Source organism: Lysinibacillus sp. EB271-A1-10B, assembly GCF_058791335.1.
In genome coordinates this window covers 70040-87058 of record NZ_JBYTDL010000017.1, presented here as the reverse complement: position 1 = coordinate 87058, position 17019 = coordinate 70040, and the positions used below count along the sequence as shown (strand labels likewise).

The following is a 17019-nucleotide window of genomic DNA, read 5'->3' as shown; positions in this document are numbered from 1 at the left end:
TGGAACCGCGGAAGCTTATACAGCTCTCGTCCCTTGCATTACGCAAGGAGGCGAGGGCTTTTTTATTGGACAAATTTTAAGGAATTCATACTTAAAATGAAGAAAGTCCAGAAGACAGCTTGCTCATAAGCAATTTACAAAGGAGGTATTTCTATGAGTTTTAAAGTGCCACGAGGGACGCAAGATATTTTGCCTGGTCAATCTGAAAAATGGCAGAAGGTAGAAGCGGTTATCCGTGATATTTGCCGTGTCTATCGTTACAACGAAATTCGCACACCCATTTTTGAACAAACAGATTTATTTGCACGTGGTGTCGGTGAAACAACAGATGTTGTTCAAAAGGAAATGTATACATTTGAAGATCGCGGTGGCCGTTCGTTAACATTACGTCCGGAAAATACAGCTGGAGTAGTTCGTTCTTATGTTGAGCATAAAATGTTTGGTGCACCTGATCAGCCAGTAAAGCTTTCATATTTAGGACCTATGTTCCGCTATGAACGTCAACAAGCAGGGCGCTACCGTCAATTTGTTCAATTTGGAGTAGAAGCCATTGGTTCAGCGGATCCAGCTATCGATGCAGAAGTAATCGCGCTAGCAATGGATGTCTACGGTTCAGCTGGTTTAAAAGATTTAAAATTAGTCATTAATTCACTTGGTGACAAAGATACACGTGACTCACACCGTACAGCACTGCTACAACACTTCGAACCACATATTCATGAGTTTTGTTCGGATTGCCAAAATCGTTTGCAAAAAAATCCACTACGAATTTTGGACTGTAAGGTAGACCGTGAGCACCCATTAATGAAATCTGCACCAGCATTAACTGATTTCCTAACAGAGGAATCAGCAACATATTTCGCACAAGTTAAAACGTATTTAGATACGCTGGGAATTTCATATGAGGTTGATCCAAACCTTGTAAGGGGTCTTGATTATTACAATCATACGACTTTTGAAATTATGTCAACGGCTTCTGGCTTTGGAGCGATTACTACACTTTGTGGTGGTGGGCGCTACAATGGCCTTGTACAAGAAATTGGTGGACCAGATGTACCAGGTATCGGGTTCGCATTAAGTATTGAACGCTTGTTGCTAGCACTTGAAGCTGAAGGTGTTGAATTAGACACAGCATCAGGACTTGATGTATATATGATCGCTATGGGCGAAGACGCGAAACTAAAAACAGTAGAATTAACAAGTACCTTCCGTGCAAAGGGCATTTCAGCTGAGATGGATTATTTAGATCGCAAAATGAAAGCTCAAATGAAATCTGCAGACCGTTTAGGTGCAAAATATACGATTGTTTTAGGTGAAACAGAGCTTGAAGAGCAAGTAGCTACTGTTAAGCATATGGAATCAGGAGAACAACAAAAAGTAGCGTTCTCAGAATTAGTGAATTACCTTTTAAAACAATAAACGAACACAAGCTGTTAAAACATAAATCGTTTTTATCATTACAGGATTAGCTGTCCAAATGATTCAAATATCTACGTCGTTTTGGACAGTTAATTCATTTAACAATGAACGGATATCTAATTTTCCATGGCATCAATTCTCTACTTAGTAGGAAGTGTATGCTACATATTTAAAATAACCGGTCCATCATCAAAAGTTAGGGATGACATATTGTAAAAACATATGTCAAGTGGATAAGTGAAACTGGACGCCCCCAGGAAAGCGCCAGGTGGAACGGAAATCAACCCTAAGTTATGGTGATGAGCCAAATAAATTTTGGAGGAATTAAATAAATGGCAACAAGAACACATGCTAGTAACGAGCTTTCAGAAGCATTACAAGGTGAAAAAGTCGTATTAAAAGGTTGGGTACAACGTCGTCGTGACCTAGGTGGTTTAATTTTCATTGATTTACGTGACCGTACTGGAATCACACAGGTAGTGTTTAGCCCTGACGTAGCAGAAGCACATGCTTTAGCTGATAAAGTACGTAGTGAATATGTAATTGAAATAGAAGGAACAGTGATCCTTCGTTCAGAAGACCAAATCAACCCAAATGTACCGAACGGTAAAATTGAAGTAGAAGCAACAAAATTAATCGTCATTAATACAGCAAAAACAACACCATTCCAAATTGAAGATCGCACAGACGTATCCGAAGATTTACGTTTAAAATATCGTTATCTTGACCTACGTCGTCCGGTTATGTTTGATACATTCAAAATGCGTTCGGACGTTACGCGTACAATTCGAAACTTTTTACAAAACGAAGGCTTCTTAGAAGTAGAAACACCAATTTTAACAAAATCATCTCCAGAAGGGGCTCGTGACTATTTAGTACCATCACGTGTACATGAAGGTGAATTTTATGCATTACCACAATCACCACAGCTATTTAAGCAATTATTAATGGTGTCAGGTTTTGAAAAATACTTCCAAATCGCACGTTGTTTCCGTGATGAAGACTTACGTGCTGACCGTCAACCAGAGTTTACACAAGTTGACATTGAAACAAGCTTTTTAACGCAAGAAGAAATTATTGAAATGAACGAACGCTTAATCCAAGCAGTTATGAAAGAAGTAAAAGGCATTGATATTCCTGCTCCATTCCAACGTATGAAATATCAAGAAGCAATGGATCGTTACGGTTCTGATAAACCAGACGTACGTTTTGGTTTAGAGCTTGTTGATTTAAATGACATTTTTGATGGCTGTGATTTCAAAGTATTTGCTGATACAGTGGCACAAGGCAAACAAGTAAAGAGTATTAACATTAAAGGTGCAGCAGATAAATACTCTCGTAAAGACATGGACGAGCTAACAAAATTTGTTGGTATTTACGGAGCAAAAGGTCTTGCTTGGTTAAAAGTAACGGAAGAAGGCTTAAACGGACCGATTGCAAAATTCTTTGACGATGCATTAGCAGCTGCTTTAATCGAACGTATGAAAGCAGAAGTGGGCGATATTTTAGTATTTGTAGCTGATCAAGCGTCTGTTGTAGCAGCTTCATTAGGTGCTCTTCGTACGAAATTAGGTCAAGAATTAGGCTTAATAGATGAATCACAATTTGCGTTCCTATGGATTACAGATTGGCCATTATTAGAGTACTCTGAAGAAGATGGTCGCTATAAAGCAGCACACCATCCATTCACGCGTCCATTTGACGAAGACATTCAATTAATGGAAACAGATCCTTCTGCAGTCCGCGCACAAGCATACGATATCGTATTAAACGGTTATGAGCTTGGTGGAGGTTCATTACGTATTTATGAGCGTGAATTACAAGAAAAAATGTTTAATTTACTTGGTTTCACAGAAGAAGAAGCAAGAGCTCAATTTGGCTACTTATTAGAAGCATTTGAATACGGTGTACCACCACATGGAGGTCTTGCATTTGGTCTTGACCGCTTCGTAATGCTACTTGCTGGCCGCACTAACTTACGTGACACAATTGCATTCCCGAAAACGGCAAGTGCTAGCTGCTTAATGACAAATGCACCTAGTGAAGTGTCTCCTGATCAATTAAGCGAGTTAAGCTTAGCCATCAAACCATTCAGAAAATAATTTGTACTTCTAAATACCTGGATTCCCTAGCGAAATTTGTCGGGAATCTAGGTATTTTTTGCGTTTTCGCAAGAAGACAGATTTTTTTAAGAAAATAGTTTGAATTATCAGAAATATAATGTTATTATAACTGTAATACGAATCCTGATGTGTTTGTCTAATTGCTAGCTCTACTTAACAGTTTTGACCGAACACTATAGAATCGGGAGCCTTCATTTTGTAGTCGCAAACAAGCCCCATGCGGAGCGGGACGTTTAAAGCTGCAAAGCGGGCACCCCCCTGCGAAATGCGGGTTCAAAACGAATGTTTCTTGGCATAACGGCACAATCGGGATTCGTCATACATAGTTATTAAGCAAAAAAGGAGCATTTAAATAGCTCCTTTTTTAGTGTTATTCGAAAAATAACTAGAAGCAGAACAAAAAAATTTAGAGGAGTATTGCGATGATCCTAGGCTTAAAAAAGAACGAAGTGAAAATCGTACCATATGATAGTGAATGGAAAAATGTAATGAATTAACTTAAAAATTTAGAAAATATGAAAAAATCACTTTTTATTTTTGGAAAATCATCATATAATTGGTATAGACAACTATACCGAATAAAAAAGTTGCCTGTAGCTTCGGTCAAGCTCCTCAAAAAACGCTAGGGGGTGATCTATTGAAGAATACGCTGTTAATTTCCAATGTTACGATCGTCAATCATGATGAAGCGCCGTTTAAAGGAGACATTTACATCGATGATGGTAAGATACTTAAAATAAGTCATAACATGTCTGAAAAGGCTGAGCAGTATATAGATGGCAAAGATAATAATTGGTTCCTGTTACCTGGCTATATTGATATGCACATACATGGCTCTGCCGGGCATGACGTGATGGATGCTACGCAATTAGCACTGCATCAAATGGCACGCTCTTTAGTTCAGGAAGGCGTGACAGGCTTCCTTGCTACTACAATGACGCAATCTATAGAAGCAATTGAAAGCGCTTTAGCGAATGTTGGTCAATTTGAAAATAATGAGGATGAGGCGAGCTTATTAGGTATACATGTAGAGGGACCGTATATATCAAAAAAACGGGCAGGCGCACAACCGATAGAATACATTATTTTGCCGTCTACGGAGCAATTTGCATACTGGCAAAAAGTAAGTAAGCAACGTATTAAACAAGTAACTTTTGCCCCTGAGGTAGAAGGAGGCTTTCCGTTTATTGAATCGTTAAAGGATTTAAATGTTATCGCTTCAATTGGCCATTCTGACGCATCCATGGAAGAGGTGGATCGGGCAGTAGTATTGGGAGTAAGGCAGGCTACACATTTATATAACCAAATGCGCCCTTTCCATCATCGTAATCCAGGTGTCGTTGGTGCAGTGCTTTTAGATGATCTAGTAAAGACTGAAATTATTGCAGATTTCGTACATAGTCATCCTCAAGCTATTAAGCTAGCGTATCGTATAAAAGGCGCGAAGGGTATTATCTTAATTACCGATGCGATACGGGCAAAAGGCTTACATCACGGTGATTATGATTTAGGTGGTCAAACCGTTCATGTTTCTAAGGAGGGCGCTCATTTATCTAATGGGGCTTTAGCTGGCAGTGTGCTAACGATGGAGCAAGCAATAAAAAATATGCAAGCAATCACCAATTGCTCATTGCAGGAAATTGTCGCAATGTCCTCTACGAATGCTGCTAAGCAATTACAACTTGCAACGAAAGGTCGTATTGCAGAAGGTTATGATGCAGATTTTGTATTACTAGATGAAAATTTAAATGTACAAAAAACTATTTGTCGGGGTAAAGTTGTATTTGAGAAATGAAAGTAAAGAGGCGATAAGAATGGTACAAGGTTTGTTAGATAAAAATTCTCATATACCTATTTATATACAAATAGAAGAGATCATTAAACAACGTATTTATTTAGAAGAATACAAAATCGGTGAAAATATACCTTCTGAGCGAGAGCTTTCTACGCAGTTTGATGTTAGTAGAATGACTGTTCGTCAATCTATCACAAATTTAGTCAATAGCGGATTGCTGTATCGTGAAAAAGGCAGAGGTACGTATGTTGCTAATCCAAAATTAGAACAACCGTTAAAAGGATTAACAAGTTTCACAGAAGATATGCGGGCTAGAGGGATGGAACCAAGCAGTAAAGTTTTACGCTTTGAGAAAATCGTACCACCAGTTGATATTGCAAGAGATCTCATGTTAGATGCTGGTGAAGAGGTATTCTTCGTTGTACGAATTCGTAGTGCTGATTCCAAACCAATGGCCATCGAAAGAACATATATTCCAGTGAAAATATATCCTGAATTAGATGAAAAGAAAATAATGGGGTCATTATATGCGTTAATTGAAGCAAAGTTCCATCAAAAAATTGGAAACGCTATTCAGCAAATGGAGGCAGCAATTGTTCTAAAAGAAGATAGTAAATTTTTGCAAATTAATCATACTGCACCGGTGTTAATTATTAAACGTACAAGTTATTTATCTGATGGAGTTCCATTTGAGCTTGTGCGAAGTACTTACCGAGCTGATCGATACAAATTCATTAGTGAAATTAAAAGGTGATCCTATGGATGCATATTTTCTAGAAATTCAAAAGATAATGCAAGTCGTCAAAGAGCAAGAATATCCCCAAATAAAAGAAGCCGCACAATTAATTGTACAAAGGCTTCAACGCGGAGGAATCGTCCAATTATTTGGTTGTGGCCATTCGCATCTTTTAGCGCAAGACGTATTTTATCGCGCAGGGGGGCTTGTACCTGTACGTCCTATAATTATTGAACCTTTAACATTACATGCAGGGGCAATGACATCATCAAAAAACGAAAAGGACCCGACGATCATTGAACAGTATAAAGATCATTTTGATTTTCATGAAAATGATGTTTGCATTGTTATTTCAACCTCTGGGAGAAATCAAGCACCTATAGATGTAGCATTTTTAGCGAAAGAAGCAGGAGTACTTGTCATGTCTCTGCAATCGCTTGCTTATTGCGAGCAAACGAGCCGTCATCAAAGCGGGAAGCGCTTAGAGGATGTAGTAGATAAAGTGATCAATACGCATATACCAATAGGAGATGGTTTACTGCATCACAATGACATACAGTATGCCCCATCCTCTACAGTTATTGGTTCAATTATACTAAATATATTATTTAGTGAAGTCATTGAGATCATAGCTCTATCTGACGAAGTATTACCCGTTTTTAAAAGCAATAATGTTGACTCGGATTCGTCTCATAATGAGGCTATGATTGCCTATTATCAACATCGAATTAAATTTAAATGACAAGCGGAGGGATATCGTATGAAGAAAACATATAAAATAACAGCGCCGGAGGGACTACATGCTAGACCCGCAGCTTTACTTGTAACAGCAGTCACACCATTTGAGTGTGATGTTCAGTTAACCTATAAAGAGAAATCAGTCAATTTAAAATCAATTATGGGTGTTATGGCACAAGGAGTAGCACCCGAAAGTATTGTAGAAATTTCAGCAGATGGGCCTGATGCTGAGAAACTTTTTCAAACAGTAACAGAATTAATTGTTTCTAAGGGAATTGGGGAAGAATACTAAACATCAAAGGCATTGTTGACTCTCAAGGGCAAACTATAAAGATTCAAGGTAGTCTTTAAGTGTACTTTTAATTGCGAGAATATTCTGTGTGGAAAGGGGGGCTTTTTTCTATGGAAATAAAAATAATCCCACCAAAAGATTATTTACAGGTACATCAATTAAGAGATTATTGTTTTCCTAATAAGTATACTGGCGCGCGTCGGGATGATTTTCATTATTGGGTTGAGCATAGCACAACATTAGGGGCTTACGATGAACATAAAGTAGTTGGACAGCTCCTAATATTGCCACTTAATATGACAATTCATGGTGAAAATTATGAAATGGGTGGAATTGGCTTTGTTGCAACCTATCCTGAGTATCGGCAGCAAGGGATTATCAAAAAGCTTATGACTGAGGCACTGAAGAAAATGCGAGAGAATGGGCAAAGCATTTCTGTGTTAGCACCATTTTCTGTATCCTTTTATCGTTATTTTGGATGGGAATTATTTTTTGAGAAGTTACATTACACGATTCCTCAATCGATGTTTCCTGCTTTCGGAAAGCAATTGGACGTTGTAAAACGTATGAGCTTTGAATGGCCAGAGCGTGATCTTTTTCAGGTGATTAAGGATTTTCATAATGCACAAGCGCTTATCAACAACGGAAGTATGCTTCGAGATGATGCGTGGTGGAAAAGAATAGAGAGAAGGATGCCTGATAGTCATTTTGCGGCATATTTTAACGATGATAAAATTGCAGGTTATATTCGGTATAAAATTAAGGATGAGACGTTTGAGATTCATGATTTTATTGCTGAGGATTTGCTTGCAGAACAAGCGATATGGCGTTTTATAACGTCGCATGCGGCGAGTATAAGTAACATTAAGGGAGTTACTTCTAACAACCATCAATTTGGCTTTTATTTTAAAGAACCTCAGTTTAAAAAGGAAGTTGTTCAAGATGTGATGGTAAGGGTCGTTGACGCTTTGAGGTTTATGCAACATTATCCGTGGGGTGATATTCAGGAGCCGCTATATATTCAAATTGAAGATACGTTTTGTAATTGGAATGAACACGTATTTCAAATAAATAAAAGTGGAGATATCTCGATAATTGAGACTAATTCTATCCTAGAAATGCATATGTTAACATTACCAATTAATCTTTTTTCAGCAATGATGGTTGGCTATTTAACTGTAAAGGATGCGGTTATGTATGCAAATAAACATTTAACTGAAGACATAATTGGTCGATGGCAGCTTGCATTACCCTCTAATAAACCAACATTTTATGAATACTTTTAAGAAAAGCGTTCATGAATGAATAACTATCGGACAATTAGTTCTGAAAATTTAAATTTTTTTAAACTTTTTTCTGGACTATACCACTTAAATGAATCCTTTTAGTAGTCTGGAACAAAGATATAGCCCAGTTTTCAAAACCATTTCTTAAGGAAGAAAATAGTGTAAAAAGGATATTGTGGTATATACCAATAGGTGCTATTCTCAACTTAAGAAAGCGATTTCATACGTCTTTCAGCGAATGGCCAAACATTCGCTGAAGTAGAGGAACTCAGTCTAAGAACGCCACGTCCTGTGGCAATTTATCTGTGCGAAAGCGAAGCGGCAGCAACACACGACTGAGTGACCAACGTCGTGTTGGCCCAAGCCTCCGGCCGATTCCAGACGCAATTATACCAAGGCATAATTGATAAATATAATCGCTAGAAAGACGAACTTAAATCACAAAGAGGAGTGTTTAGATGAAAAACATTATGCTAGTGTGTGTAGCGGGAATGAGTACTAGTTTGCTAGTGTCGAAAATGCAGAAAGCAGCGCAAGAACAAAATATTGAGGCAGATATTTATGCAATTGCTGAAAGTGAGGTCGACAAAGTATTAGCTACTAAAATGGCAGACGTGCTGCTACTAGGTCCGCAAGTCCGTTACTTAAAAGGAGCATTTGAAACAAAATACAAGGAAAATTTTCCGATTGATGTTATTAACATGATGGATTACGGCATGATGAATGGCGAAAATGTTTTAAATCAGGCGTTAAAGTTGATTGGTTAAGGGGGCTATGGCAATGGAAGAAACAGTTTTGATGGAATCTATTATGGGACTGATTGTGCACAGTGGTAATACGAAAAGTGAATGTATGGAGGCAATCCAGCTAGCAAAAAAAGGACAGATTCAGGAAGCAAAGGAAAAAATACAGCTAGCCAATGATTCATTGATTGAAGCTCATCATTCTCAGACGGCTTTACTGTCACAAGAGGCAAGGGGAGAAAAAGTAGAAGTGTCAATGCTGTTAATTCATGCGCAAGATCATTTAATGAATGCCATTACGTTTCGTGATCTAGCATCAGAAATGATTGAGTTGTATGAACGAATCAAAGGGGTGTAGCATCAAGCCTTGATGTCACAATAAAAAGTAAAGGGAGTGTGTGAAATGTTCCGTTTTTTAGAAGAAAAATTTGTGCCGGTTGCAGCTAGGGTAGGGAATCAGCGTCATTTAGTTGCCATTCGAGATGGTTTTATTACAATCATGCCATTGACTATTGTTGGATCACTTGCGGTACTTGTTAATAATTTGCCTATCAAATTTTATCAAAACGCACTTGATGCTATTTGGAAACATGAAACTTGGACACAGTGGGGCGGCAATATTTGGGGAGCGACATTTGGAATTCTCTCACTATTATTAGCCTTTACTATTGCTTACAACCTTGCAAAAAGTTACGACAAGGATGGACTGTCAGCCGGTGTCATCAGTCTTTCCAGTTATATGACATTTGGAACTTTTGCTGAAGGTGGATTAACAGGGTTAACAACAGGTACAGGCGGTTTGTTTATAGCCATTATTGTTGCTTTGCTGTCAACGGAAGTATTTTGTAGATTGTCTGGCAACCCTAAGCTATTAATTAAAATGCCGAATGGTGTACCGCCAGCTGTTTCAAAATCATTCGCCGCATTATTACCTGCAATTATTACAATTGGTTTATTTGCTCTAGTTCGTACAATTATTTCGGCGGGCTTTGATATTCCTGATATTGTCGGTTCATTCTACACAGCAATTCAAGAGCCGTTTATGGGCTTAACGAATACATGGGTTGCGGCTTTAGCTTTAGCATTCATTCCTACGTTTTTATGGACATTAGGTGTTCACGGTGCTAACATTATCGAACCATTTATGCAATCGATAAATTTGCCAGCTATTGAAGCGAATGTAAAAGCCATTTCATCTGGAGAAGTAGCACCATACATCGTAAATAAACCATTCTTTGATGCCTTCATCAATATGGGTGGTTCAGGTACAACAATAGCACTTATAATTGCTATTTTCATTATCGCTAGAAAGAATAAACAATATAATACCGTCGGAAAATTGTCGGCAGCACCAGGCCTTTTCAATATTAATGAACCATTACTTTTCGGTCTTCCAATCGTGTTAAACCCAGTGTTATTTGTACCGTTTATTTTGACACCGATGGTTAACGTAACAATTGCTTTCTTTGCAACAAAGTGGGGCTTTGTGCCGGCAGCTACAGTTTCGCCTCCGTGGACAACGCCACCGATTATTAATGGATTCTTAGCCACTCAATCTTGGCAAGGAGCTGTTCTTAGTATTGTTTTACTGATTGTCGCAGTGTGTATTTATTTACCGTTTATTTCGATGGCAAACCGTATCGCAAAGCAGAATGAACAGCGAGCCGCAGTATCAGAGTCTCAAAACGAACAGCAAGTTACAAAATTAGAAAATCAAAAAGTAGAAGTGTAATTGTGAACTAATGGAGGTATTTGCAATTGAGAAGATTAGGGATTTCACTATATCCTCAGCATAGTACACTAAAAGATATGAAGCGGTATGTTCAGCTCGCTCATGATAATGGTTTTGATCGAATATTTACATGTCTTATGTCGTTAAATAACGATCAGGAGCGACAAAAATTACAACAGATAAACAGATTTGCGCAGCAGCTTGGCTTTGAAATTTCAGCTGATATTGCACCAGCTGTTTTTGAAGATTTAGGCTTAACGTATAAAGATATTGGGTACTTTAAAGAGCATTATCATTTAGCGGCATTGCGCTTAGATATGGGTTTTTCTGGCCAGGAAGAAGCGTTTATGTCCCTCGATGCAAGCAATTTAAAAATAGAGTTAAATATTAGTAACGGTACTAAATATGTAGAAAATATATTATCCTATCAACCGAATAAAGATAATATTATTGGCTGTCATAATTTTTATCCTAGACGTTTTACAGGTCTATCACGCCAACATTTTTTACAAACATCTCAACAATTTAAAGCTAATCATATTCGAACAGCAGCAATGATCTCATCTCAGCATGCAACGTTTGGACCTTGGGAAGAAACCGAGCATGGCTTACCAACATTAGAAGAGCATCGTCATTTGCCAATTACTGTGCAAGCGAAGGATTTATGGCACACTGGCTTAATAGATGATTGTATTATCGGCAATATGTATGCTTCTGAGGAAGAATTACGTGCATTAGGCCAATTAAATCGTCATAAGCTAGAGCTGAAGGTTGAACAGTCTGTTGAAACGTCGATTTTAGAAGAAGCAATCCTTTTTAAGGAGCCGCATTTTAATCGTGGTGATGTTTCGGAGTACGTGATCCGTAGTACGCAGTCTCGTGTTAAGTATAAAAATGGTGACTTCCCTGTACACGATAGCCGCCCATTAACATTGGGGGACGTGACAATCGATAATAATTTAGATGTTCGTTATAAGGGCGAGCTCCAAATTGTTTTAAAGGAAATACCGAATGCCGGGTCAACAAATGTTGTGGCAAGAGTAGTAAAAGAAGAACAATTTTTATTAGCACATATTCAGCCATGGGCATCATTTGGCTTTACGAAATGATTAAAGAAGAAGGGATTAAGCCATTTGTTAATAGGGCTTAATCCCTTTTTTTATGGTTCAGCACCAAAATTCGTGGATGACATTTGTTAAAACATATACTATGCAAATAAGTTGATTGAAGGGAAGCTCTGCTCTGCGAAAGCGAAGCGACAGCAAATGTTTTATCTGTGCGGAAGCGAAGCGACAGCAACAACAACAGCAACAAAGCGCCCAATCGGAACGGAAATCAACCACACGTTTTGGGGCGATCCTTTTTTATTTTGATTTACCAATGTTTTCGATAGTGACAACTATATTTAAGCCAGGGCGAAATTGAAAGAGAAGAAAGGAGTAAAGAGATATGTATGTATTAGCGATTGACGGTGGAGGAACGAAAACGTCAGCAGTGATTTGTGATGAACTCGGCAATATTTATGCAAAAGTAGTAACGACTCGAAGTAACCCTACAGCAATGGATGTTCAATATTTTCAGTCAACGATTCATAATATACTGCAAAATTTACAACAACAAGATTCGCAAGTTTTTGCAGCTATTGATAGTTGTTTTGCTGGCATGGCTGGGGTCAAGGAGCTACAGGCAGAAAAAGTTGTAGAAACGATAGTACGCCAATACGTTCCTAAAACAACAAATGTTTTTGTTGATAATGATGCTCTAATTGCACTTTATGCAGGCACACTTGGACAAGCAGGCATTGTGCAAATTGCTGGGACAGGTGCTATCACAATGGGCTACGATCATGAGCATCATTTTCATCGAGTAGGGGGCTGGGGTTATCTTTTTGATGATGAGGGCAGTGGCTATGATTTAGGTGTTCAAGTGCTAAAGGCTATTTTTCAAAGCTATGATGGCCGAGGAGACTCAACAGCGTTGACAGATGTTGTGCTACGATATTTTTCTGTGGAAACTGTACCACAATTAATAGAGTGTATATACGGAGAAGAACATCCTCGGACAGTGATTGCACCGTTAAGTAAATATATTTTTGAAGTGGCAGAAAAAGGAGATCGTGTCGCTACTAAAATCATTGAGGATGCTTGTAAGAACTATTATGTGGCGATTAAAGCATGTTACTCCCATATGGCTTGGAAGGAAGGAGAGGTACCTGTCGTATTAGTGGGAGGCGTTTTTAAGAATGAAGCGTATTTTTTACAAGGATTACAGCAATTTGCACAAGCAGACGGGATACCATTGAAATTTATGGCACCAGTCTTACAACCAATTGGTGGGGCAGTAATCGCGGCTTTCAAGCAAATAAACGTTCAGCCTGGCTCAGATTTTGTGGAATCTTTCTCTAAAAATTATGAACAAGAATGAAAGCGATAAGATGCAAGGCAATTGAATGACTTTTAATCAATTGCCTTGAAATTTCGTCCTCTAGCTTTAAACCGTGTCCAACATATAGATTTTGATGGACTCAATTCAAACTTTACATACTTAAAAGTATTTTGATTAGGAATACTTATTTTTTTTAGTTATAATTTTTCCTTGATGAATATCGTGATAACATGTAAGATAAGTTTGATTTTATCTTAGTATTTAACTAGGTTTACTAATGAAGAAATCAGTGGAAGGTCTTTATCTACCGCTAATTATTCATTTTCACTAATAGTGCTTTATGGGCGATTATATAGTGCTCATTAAAGTGGAATAAAAATTCAATAGACGGAGAGTGTAAGGATGTTACATCAATTTTCACGTAATGAGCTCGCAATAGGAACAGAGGGGCTCGAAAAATTAAAAAATACGACAGTAGCCATTCTTGGTGTAGGCGGTGTAGGTTCATTTGCTGCTGAGGCATGTGCACGAAGTGGTATTGGTCGCATTATATTGGTAGATAAGGATAATGTAGATATTACAAATGTTAATCGTCAATTAGTTGCCTACCTTTCAACGGTCGGAAAATCTAAGTCAGGTGTCATGAAAGAGCGTATTGCTGATATTAATCCAGAATGTGAAGTAATTGATATGCACATGTTTTACACAGAGGAAACATATGAGCAATTTTTCGCACAAGGCATAGATTATGTCATTGATGCAAGTGACACAGTGATGTATAAAATTCATCTTATGAAGGAATGTTTAAAACGAAATATACCGATTATTTCTAGTATGGGTGCGGCCAATAAAATGGATCCTACTCGTTTCAAAATTGCGGATATTTCAAAAACGCATACGGACCCATTGGCTAAAATAATCCGTACGAAATTACGGAAGGACGGTATTCATAAAGGAGTAACGGTTGTTTTCTCGGATGAGAGTCCGATTGTAGTTCGTCCAGATGTAGTGGAGCATGTCGGAAAACCGGATGCAGCTATCCGTAAAGCAAAAATGCCGCCATCTTCCAATGCCTTCGTTCCTTCAGTGGCAGGTTTAATTGCAGCAAGCTGGGTAGTGAATGCAATCGTAAAGGATGTAAAAATTACACGTGTACAAGGCTAATGCACTTTTGATAGGTGGTCGATAAATTCAAAATGATCATCGGTAAAATTAACAATATATATCGATAAACTTAAAAAATTTCTCGATAAAAAATAAAAATGGTATCTTCTAGTAGAAGAACGAAAATCACCATCAGTTATGATGGCGGACCATTTTATGGAAGCAGCTGTCTTGTTGAAGACAGCTGCTTTTTATATGTTACAATAGGAGCGTTGTAAAAAAAGAGGTCTAAGATATTTGTTAGGTAGTTAATGAGGGAGAGACGGTCGCCTGAACGTTAGGGCAGCCTCACATTATGACTCCTCCAATATTTGCTGTAGAACCTATAAAAGGAGGCATTTTATGATGGAGCAAATCTATCAAATGGAATATAGAGGCTTAAATCTATTCGATGAAATTAGCACAGTAGAATTAGCTATTGATGAAGAAGGGCAAACAATTCATATTTTTGATGTTGGACAGGTTGTTAGCCCTATTTTTAATTTTGATGTTTCGGCTTACGAGCTATCAGATGGCTTTTACAAAATGGCGGATATACTCCGACATAAACGTATATTGACAAATCAGCAACCGGATAATGAACTAACACTTAGTGAGTGGTTAATTACAAACACTGCCTATTTTTATATACCGCAAAAAAGAATAAAAAAATATGCGCAAGGAAGTATTAAAGAAATAATTGATCGAACGAAAGAGCAATCTTTATTTGATGATTATGTTCAAAGAACATAATTTTACCAGAATAGTTCGCCTAACGTGCTCAAAATGCTATTAATTCACGAAATTGTCTTATTTTTTTCATGTGACCACTTCTCTATTTAGTTTATTGCTATAATTTGAATAAATTCCAATAGATAATAGATCAGTTTGTTTGGAATGTACACGACTGCTTAGGGAAGTAGAAATGGCGTTTAGAAAACAAATGAGAACATCGGAGAGTGGTAAAATGGAGATTCAAGTAATTCGTGATCATTTAGATATTGTAAAACTTCAGCAGCAAATGAATGATATTGTATTTGACTATTTGGATACATCTAATAATTATTCAAAGGCTATGAGAGGACTAAATCCTTTATATACAAAGGTTACAACATATTATAAAGAGTATTTAGACAATAGGGCAGGAGAATTACCAAGTGCCAATACTTATTGGCATTTGTTTATAGATTGTTGTGCAAAGCTTTGCTACTTTTTAGCGGCATCAACTTATTATTCATCTAATGAGTTACAAAAAACACCTGAAAAAGTTGAGCAATTATTAACAATTGCAGCCTATTCTTTACCTAGCATTGACCAGGAGGAGAATGAACAATTATTATCAGCGATTTTCGCACTTTATAGTGAAGTCGTAAAAGATGAAGAGAAAACTGTATCACTGCGAAATGCAGTACTGGAACAAAAAGGTGCAGTCAAACAATGTATGCATCAATTTAAACTATTTGTTGAGCATGAATTTAAAGCATAATATAGGAGTGATTTATCATCACTTATAGAAAATAGAATAACTGTTTAGAATCTGCTTACTTTTTGCGGTTAATCCAGCAATCCTTATAGCACGCTACTTTGCGAGGGATGATTGGGTTTTCTGATTGTTAAAGTTTTGCAGATTTTTTTGTTGTACGAAAATTAAAAAAGGACTTTTTTCTTAAAAGGTATTTATAAATTCTTGTCGAAATATAGTAAAAAATTGAAAATCTATGTGTAAGATTTTTCATCATTATTTTGTTAAAAGAAGTGGCGGCACAATTATGCCGAGGCATAATTGATTGGAGGAGGCTGTTCAATGTTAATAAACGGTATCGAAATCGATTTAGCGAAATTAGAAAAACCACTCTTATTAGTAAGTGAGGATGAGGAATTATTATTTCTACGGCTTATACAACCAACACTCGAACATGAGCTTATTCAATGCGAATTAGCTCTCGCGACAAGAAAATCCATCTCATTAGTTAGAGATTTTTGGTTGGCATTGTATAAAGGTGGAGAAAAATTATATAACAACAGTGAACATGCGCTCCTATATCCAATTCGTTTAATCATATTCGAACTGGTGACACAAGCTGAATACTTTAAACATTTGTCGAAAAAATCTATTGGAGATGAAAGTTTGTCACTTATTTATGCTATTATCCTAGTACAATTTGTCTTACGGTGGATAAAGGAACGGTTTAGTAATAACAAGGAAGTGTATGAGACATTAAAATTATTATATAGAACTACAGATGGAAATGCGGAGGATCAACTCTCTCCGTCAAGGGAGCAATCGATCGGTCAAGCGATTGCTGTAAAAGCAATTCGCTTTGAAGTTCGGGAGAACTCTCAGGAATTTGCTAGTCTACTTTATCAAACTTATAATTTTCTTCATTATTTACATGAGGAGCAGAAAGAGACGACTAAATTATCTGCAATTAGAAATATGGAAGAAATATTGAACCGATTTTACAATAACCGTTATACAACAAATAAGGAGACTTTTACAGGATGATTGCTTAGTACGCTTCCTGTTATTTTTGAAAGTAAGGAAAAAAATAAGGCACTTCTAGTTCAGATTGAAGTGCCCTACTTTCATGAAAAAATAGTATATTATGATTTTCAGTTAAGCTAAT

16 protein-coding genes, 1 other RNA gene and 1 other annotated feature (1 of these 18 running past the window's edge) are annotated in these 17019 nt (G+C 37.3%); all 17 genes read left to right on the top strand.

Translation table 11 applies throughout. The features are described 5' to 3' along the window. Positions 1–37, top strand: a binding site (T-box leader) (it extends 205 nt beyond the left edge of the window). Positions 38–153: 116 nt separating this feature from the next. The 17 genes from hisS to AC3WSK_RS19025 all read left to right on the top strand — a co-directional run bounded on the left by hisS (position 154) and on the right by AC3WSK_RS19025 (position 16898). Next, positions 154–1419 carry a histidine--tRNA ligase gene (hisS, locus tag AC3WSK_RS19105; protein WP_079562822.1) on the top strand — a complete coding sequence of 422 codons (1266 nt, stop codon included), beginning with the start codon at positions 154–156 and terminating at the stop codon, positions 1417–1419. A gap of 332 nt (positions 1420–1751) precedes the next feature. After that, positions 1752–3521, top strand: coding sequence for an aspartate--tRNA ligase (aspS, locus tag AC3WSK_RS19100; protein ID WP_079562823.1), 1770 nt, complete (start codon positions 1752–1754; stop codon positions 3519–3521). A gap of 138 nt (positions 3522–3659) precedes the next feature. Further along, a non-coding RNA gene (gene ssrS / locus AC3WSK_RS19095) (6S RNA) lies at positions 3660–3859 on the top strand. A gap of 320 nt (positions 3860–4179) precedes the next feature. After that, a complete protein-coding gene (nagA, locus tag AC3WSK_RS19090; protein WP_492414356.1) occupies positions 4180–5337 on the top strand; it encodes an N-acetylglucosamine-6-phosphate deacetylase in 1158 nt (385 codons plus the stop codon). Between the two features lie 31 nt (positions 5338–5368). Beyond that, entirely contained in the window at positions 5369–6091 is a 723-nt protein-coding gene (locus AC3WSK_RS19085) for a GntR family transcriptional regulator (RefSeq protein WP_079562891.1), read from the top strand. Between the two features lie 4 nt (positions 6092–6095). Continuing rightward, complete coding sequence (locus tag AC3WSK_RS19080; RefSeq protein ID WP_427483529.1) at positions 6096–6815, top strand: sugar isomerase domain-containing protein; 720 nt, start codon at positions 6096–6098, stop codon at positions 6813–6815. Between the two features lie 18 nt (positions 6816–6833). Then, a complete protein-coding gene (locus tag AC3WSK_RS19075; RefSeq protein WP_079562826.1) occupies positions 6834–7103 on the top strand; it encodes an HPr family phosphocarrier protein in 270 nt (89 codons plus the stop codon). 110 nt (positions 7104–7213) lie between these two features. After that, positions 7214–8389 (top strand): GNAT family N-acetyltransferase, encoded by a 1176-nt coding sequence (locus AC3WSK_RS19070; RefSeq protein ID WP_079562827.1) that lies wholly within the window; start codon positions 7214–7216, stop codon positions 8387–8389. Positions 8390–8847: 458 nt separating this feature from the next. Next, entirely contained in the window at positions 8848–9156 is a 309-nt protein-coding gene (locus AC3WSK_RS19065; RefSeq protein WP_079562828.1) for a PTS sugar transporter subunit IIB, read from the top strand. 13 nt (positions 9157–9169) lie between these two features. Continuing rightward, positions 9170–9490, top strand: coding sequence for a PTS lactose/cellobiose transporter subunit IIA (locus AC3WSK_RS19060; protein ID WP_079562829.1), 321 nt, complete (start codon positions 9170–9172; stop codon positions 9488–9490). 45 nt (positions 9491–9535) lie between these two features. Further along, positions 9536–10864: a PTS sugar transporter subunit IIC gene (locus AC3WSK_RS19055; protein WP_079562830.1), complete on the top strand. Its 1329-nt coding sequence runs from the start codon at positions 9536–9538 to the stop codon at positions 10862–10864. 26 nt (positions 10865–10890) lie between these two features. After that, the gene (locus tag AC3WSK_RS19050) at positions 10891–11973 is read left to right on the top strand and encodes a DUF871 domain-containing protein (protein WP_079562831.1); all 1083 of its coding nucleotides are present in this window, start codon (positions 10891–10893) and stop codon (positions 11971–11973) included. A gap of 340 nt (positions 11974–12313) precedes the next feature. Then, complete coding sequence (locus AC3WSK_RS19045) at positions 12314–13288, top strand: N-acetylglucosamine kinase (protein WP_492414357.1); 975 nt, start codon at positions 12314–12316, stop codon at positions 13286–13288. 363 nt (positions 13289–13651) lie between these two features. Beyond that, positions 13652–14413, top strand: coding sequence for a tRNA threonylcarbamoyladenosine dehydratase (locus AC3WSK_RS19040; protein WP_079562833.1), 762 nt, complete (start codon positions 13652–13654; stop codon positions 14411–14413). A gap of 342 nt (positions 14414–14755) precedes the next feature. Then, complete coding sequence (locus AC3WSK_RS19035; RefSeq protein ID WP_240518334.1) at positions 14756–15145, top strand: hypothetical protein; 390 nt, start codon at positions 14756–14758, stop codon at positions 15143–15145. Positions 15146–15359: 214 nt separating this feature from the next. Beyond that, positions 15360–15878, top strand: a complete 519-nt coding sequence (locus AC3WSK_RS19030) for a hypothetical protein (RefSeq protein WP_079562834.1) — start codon at positions 15360–15362, stop codon at positions 15876–15878. Between the two features lie 318 nt (positions 15879–16196). Next, a complete protein-coding gene (locus AC3WSK_RS19025) occupies positions 16197–16898 on the top strand; it encodes a hypothetical protein (protein WP_492414358.1) in 702 nt (233 codons plus the stop codon). Positions 16899–17019 lie beyond the last annotated feature (121 nt).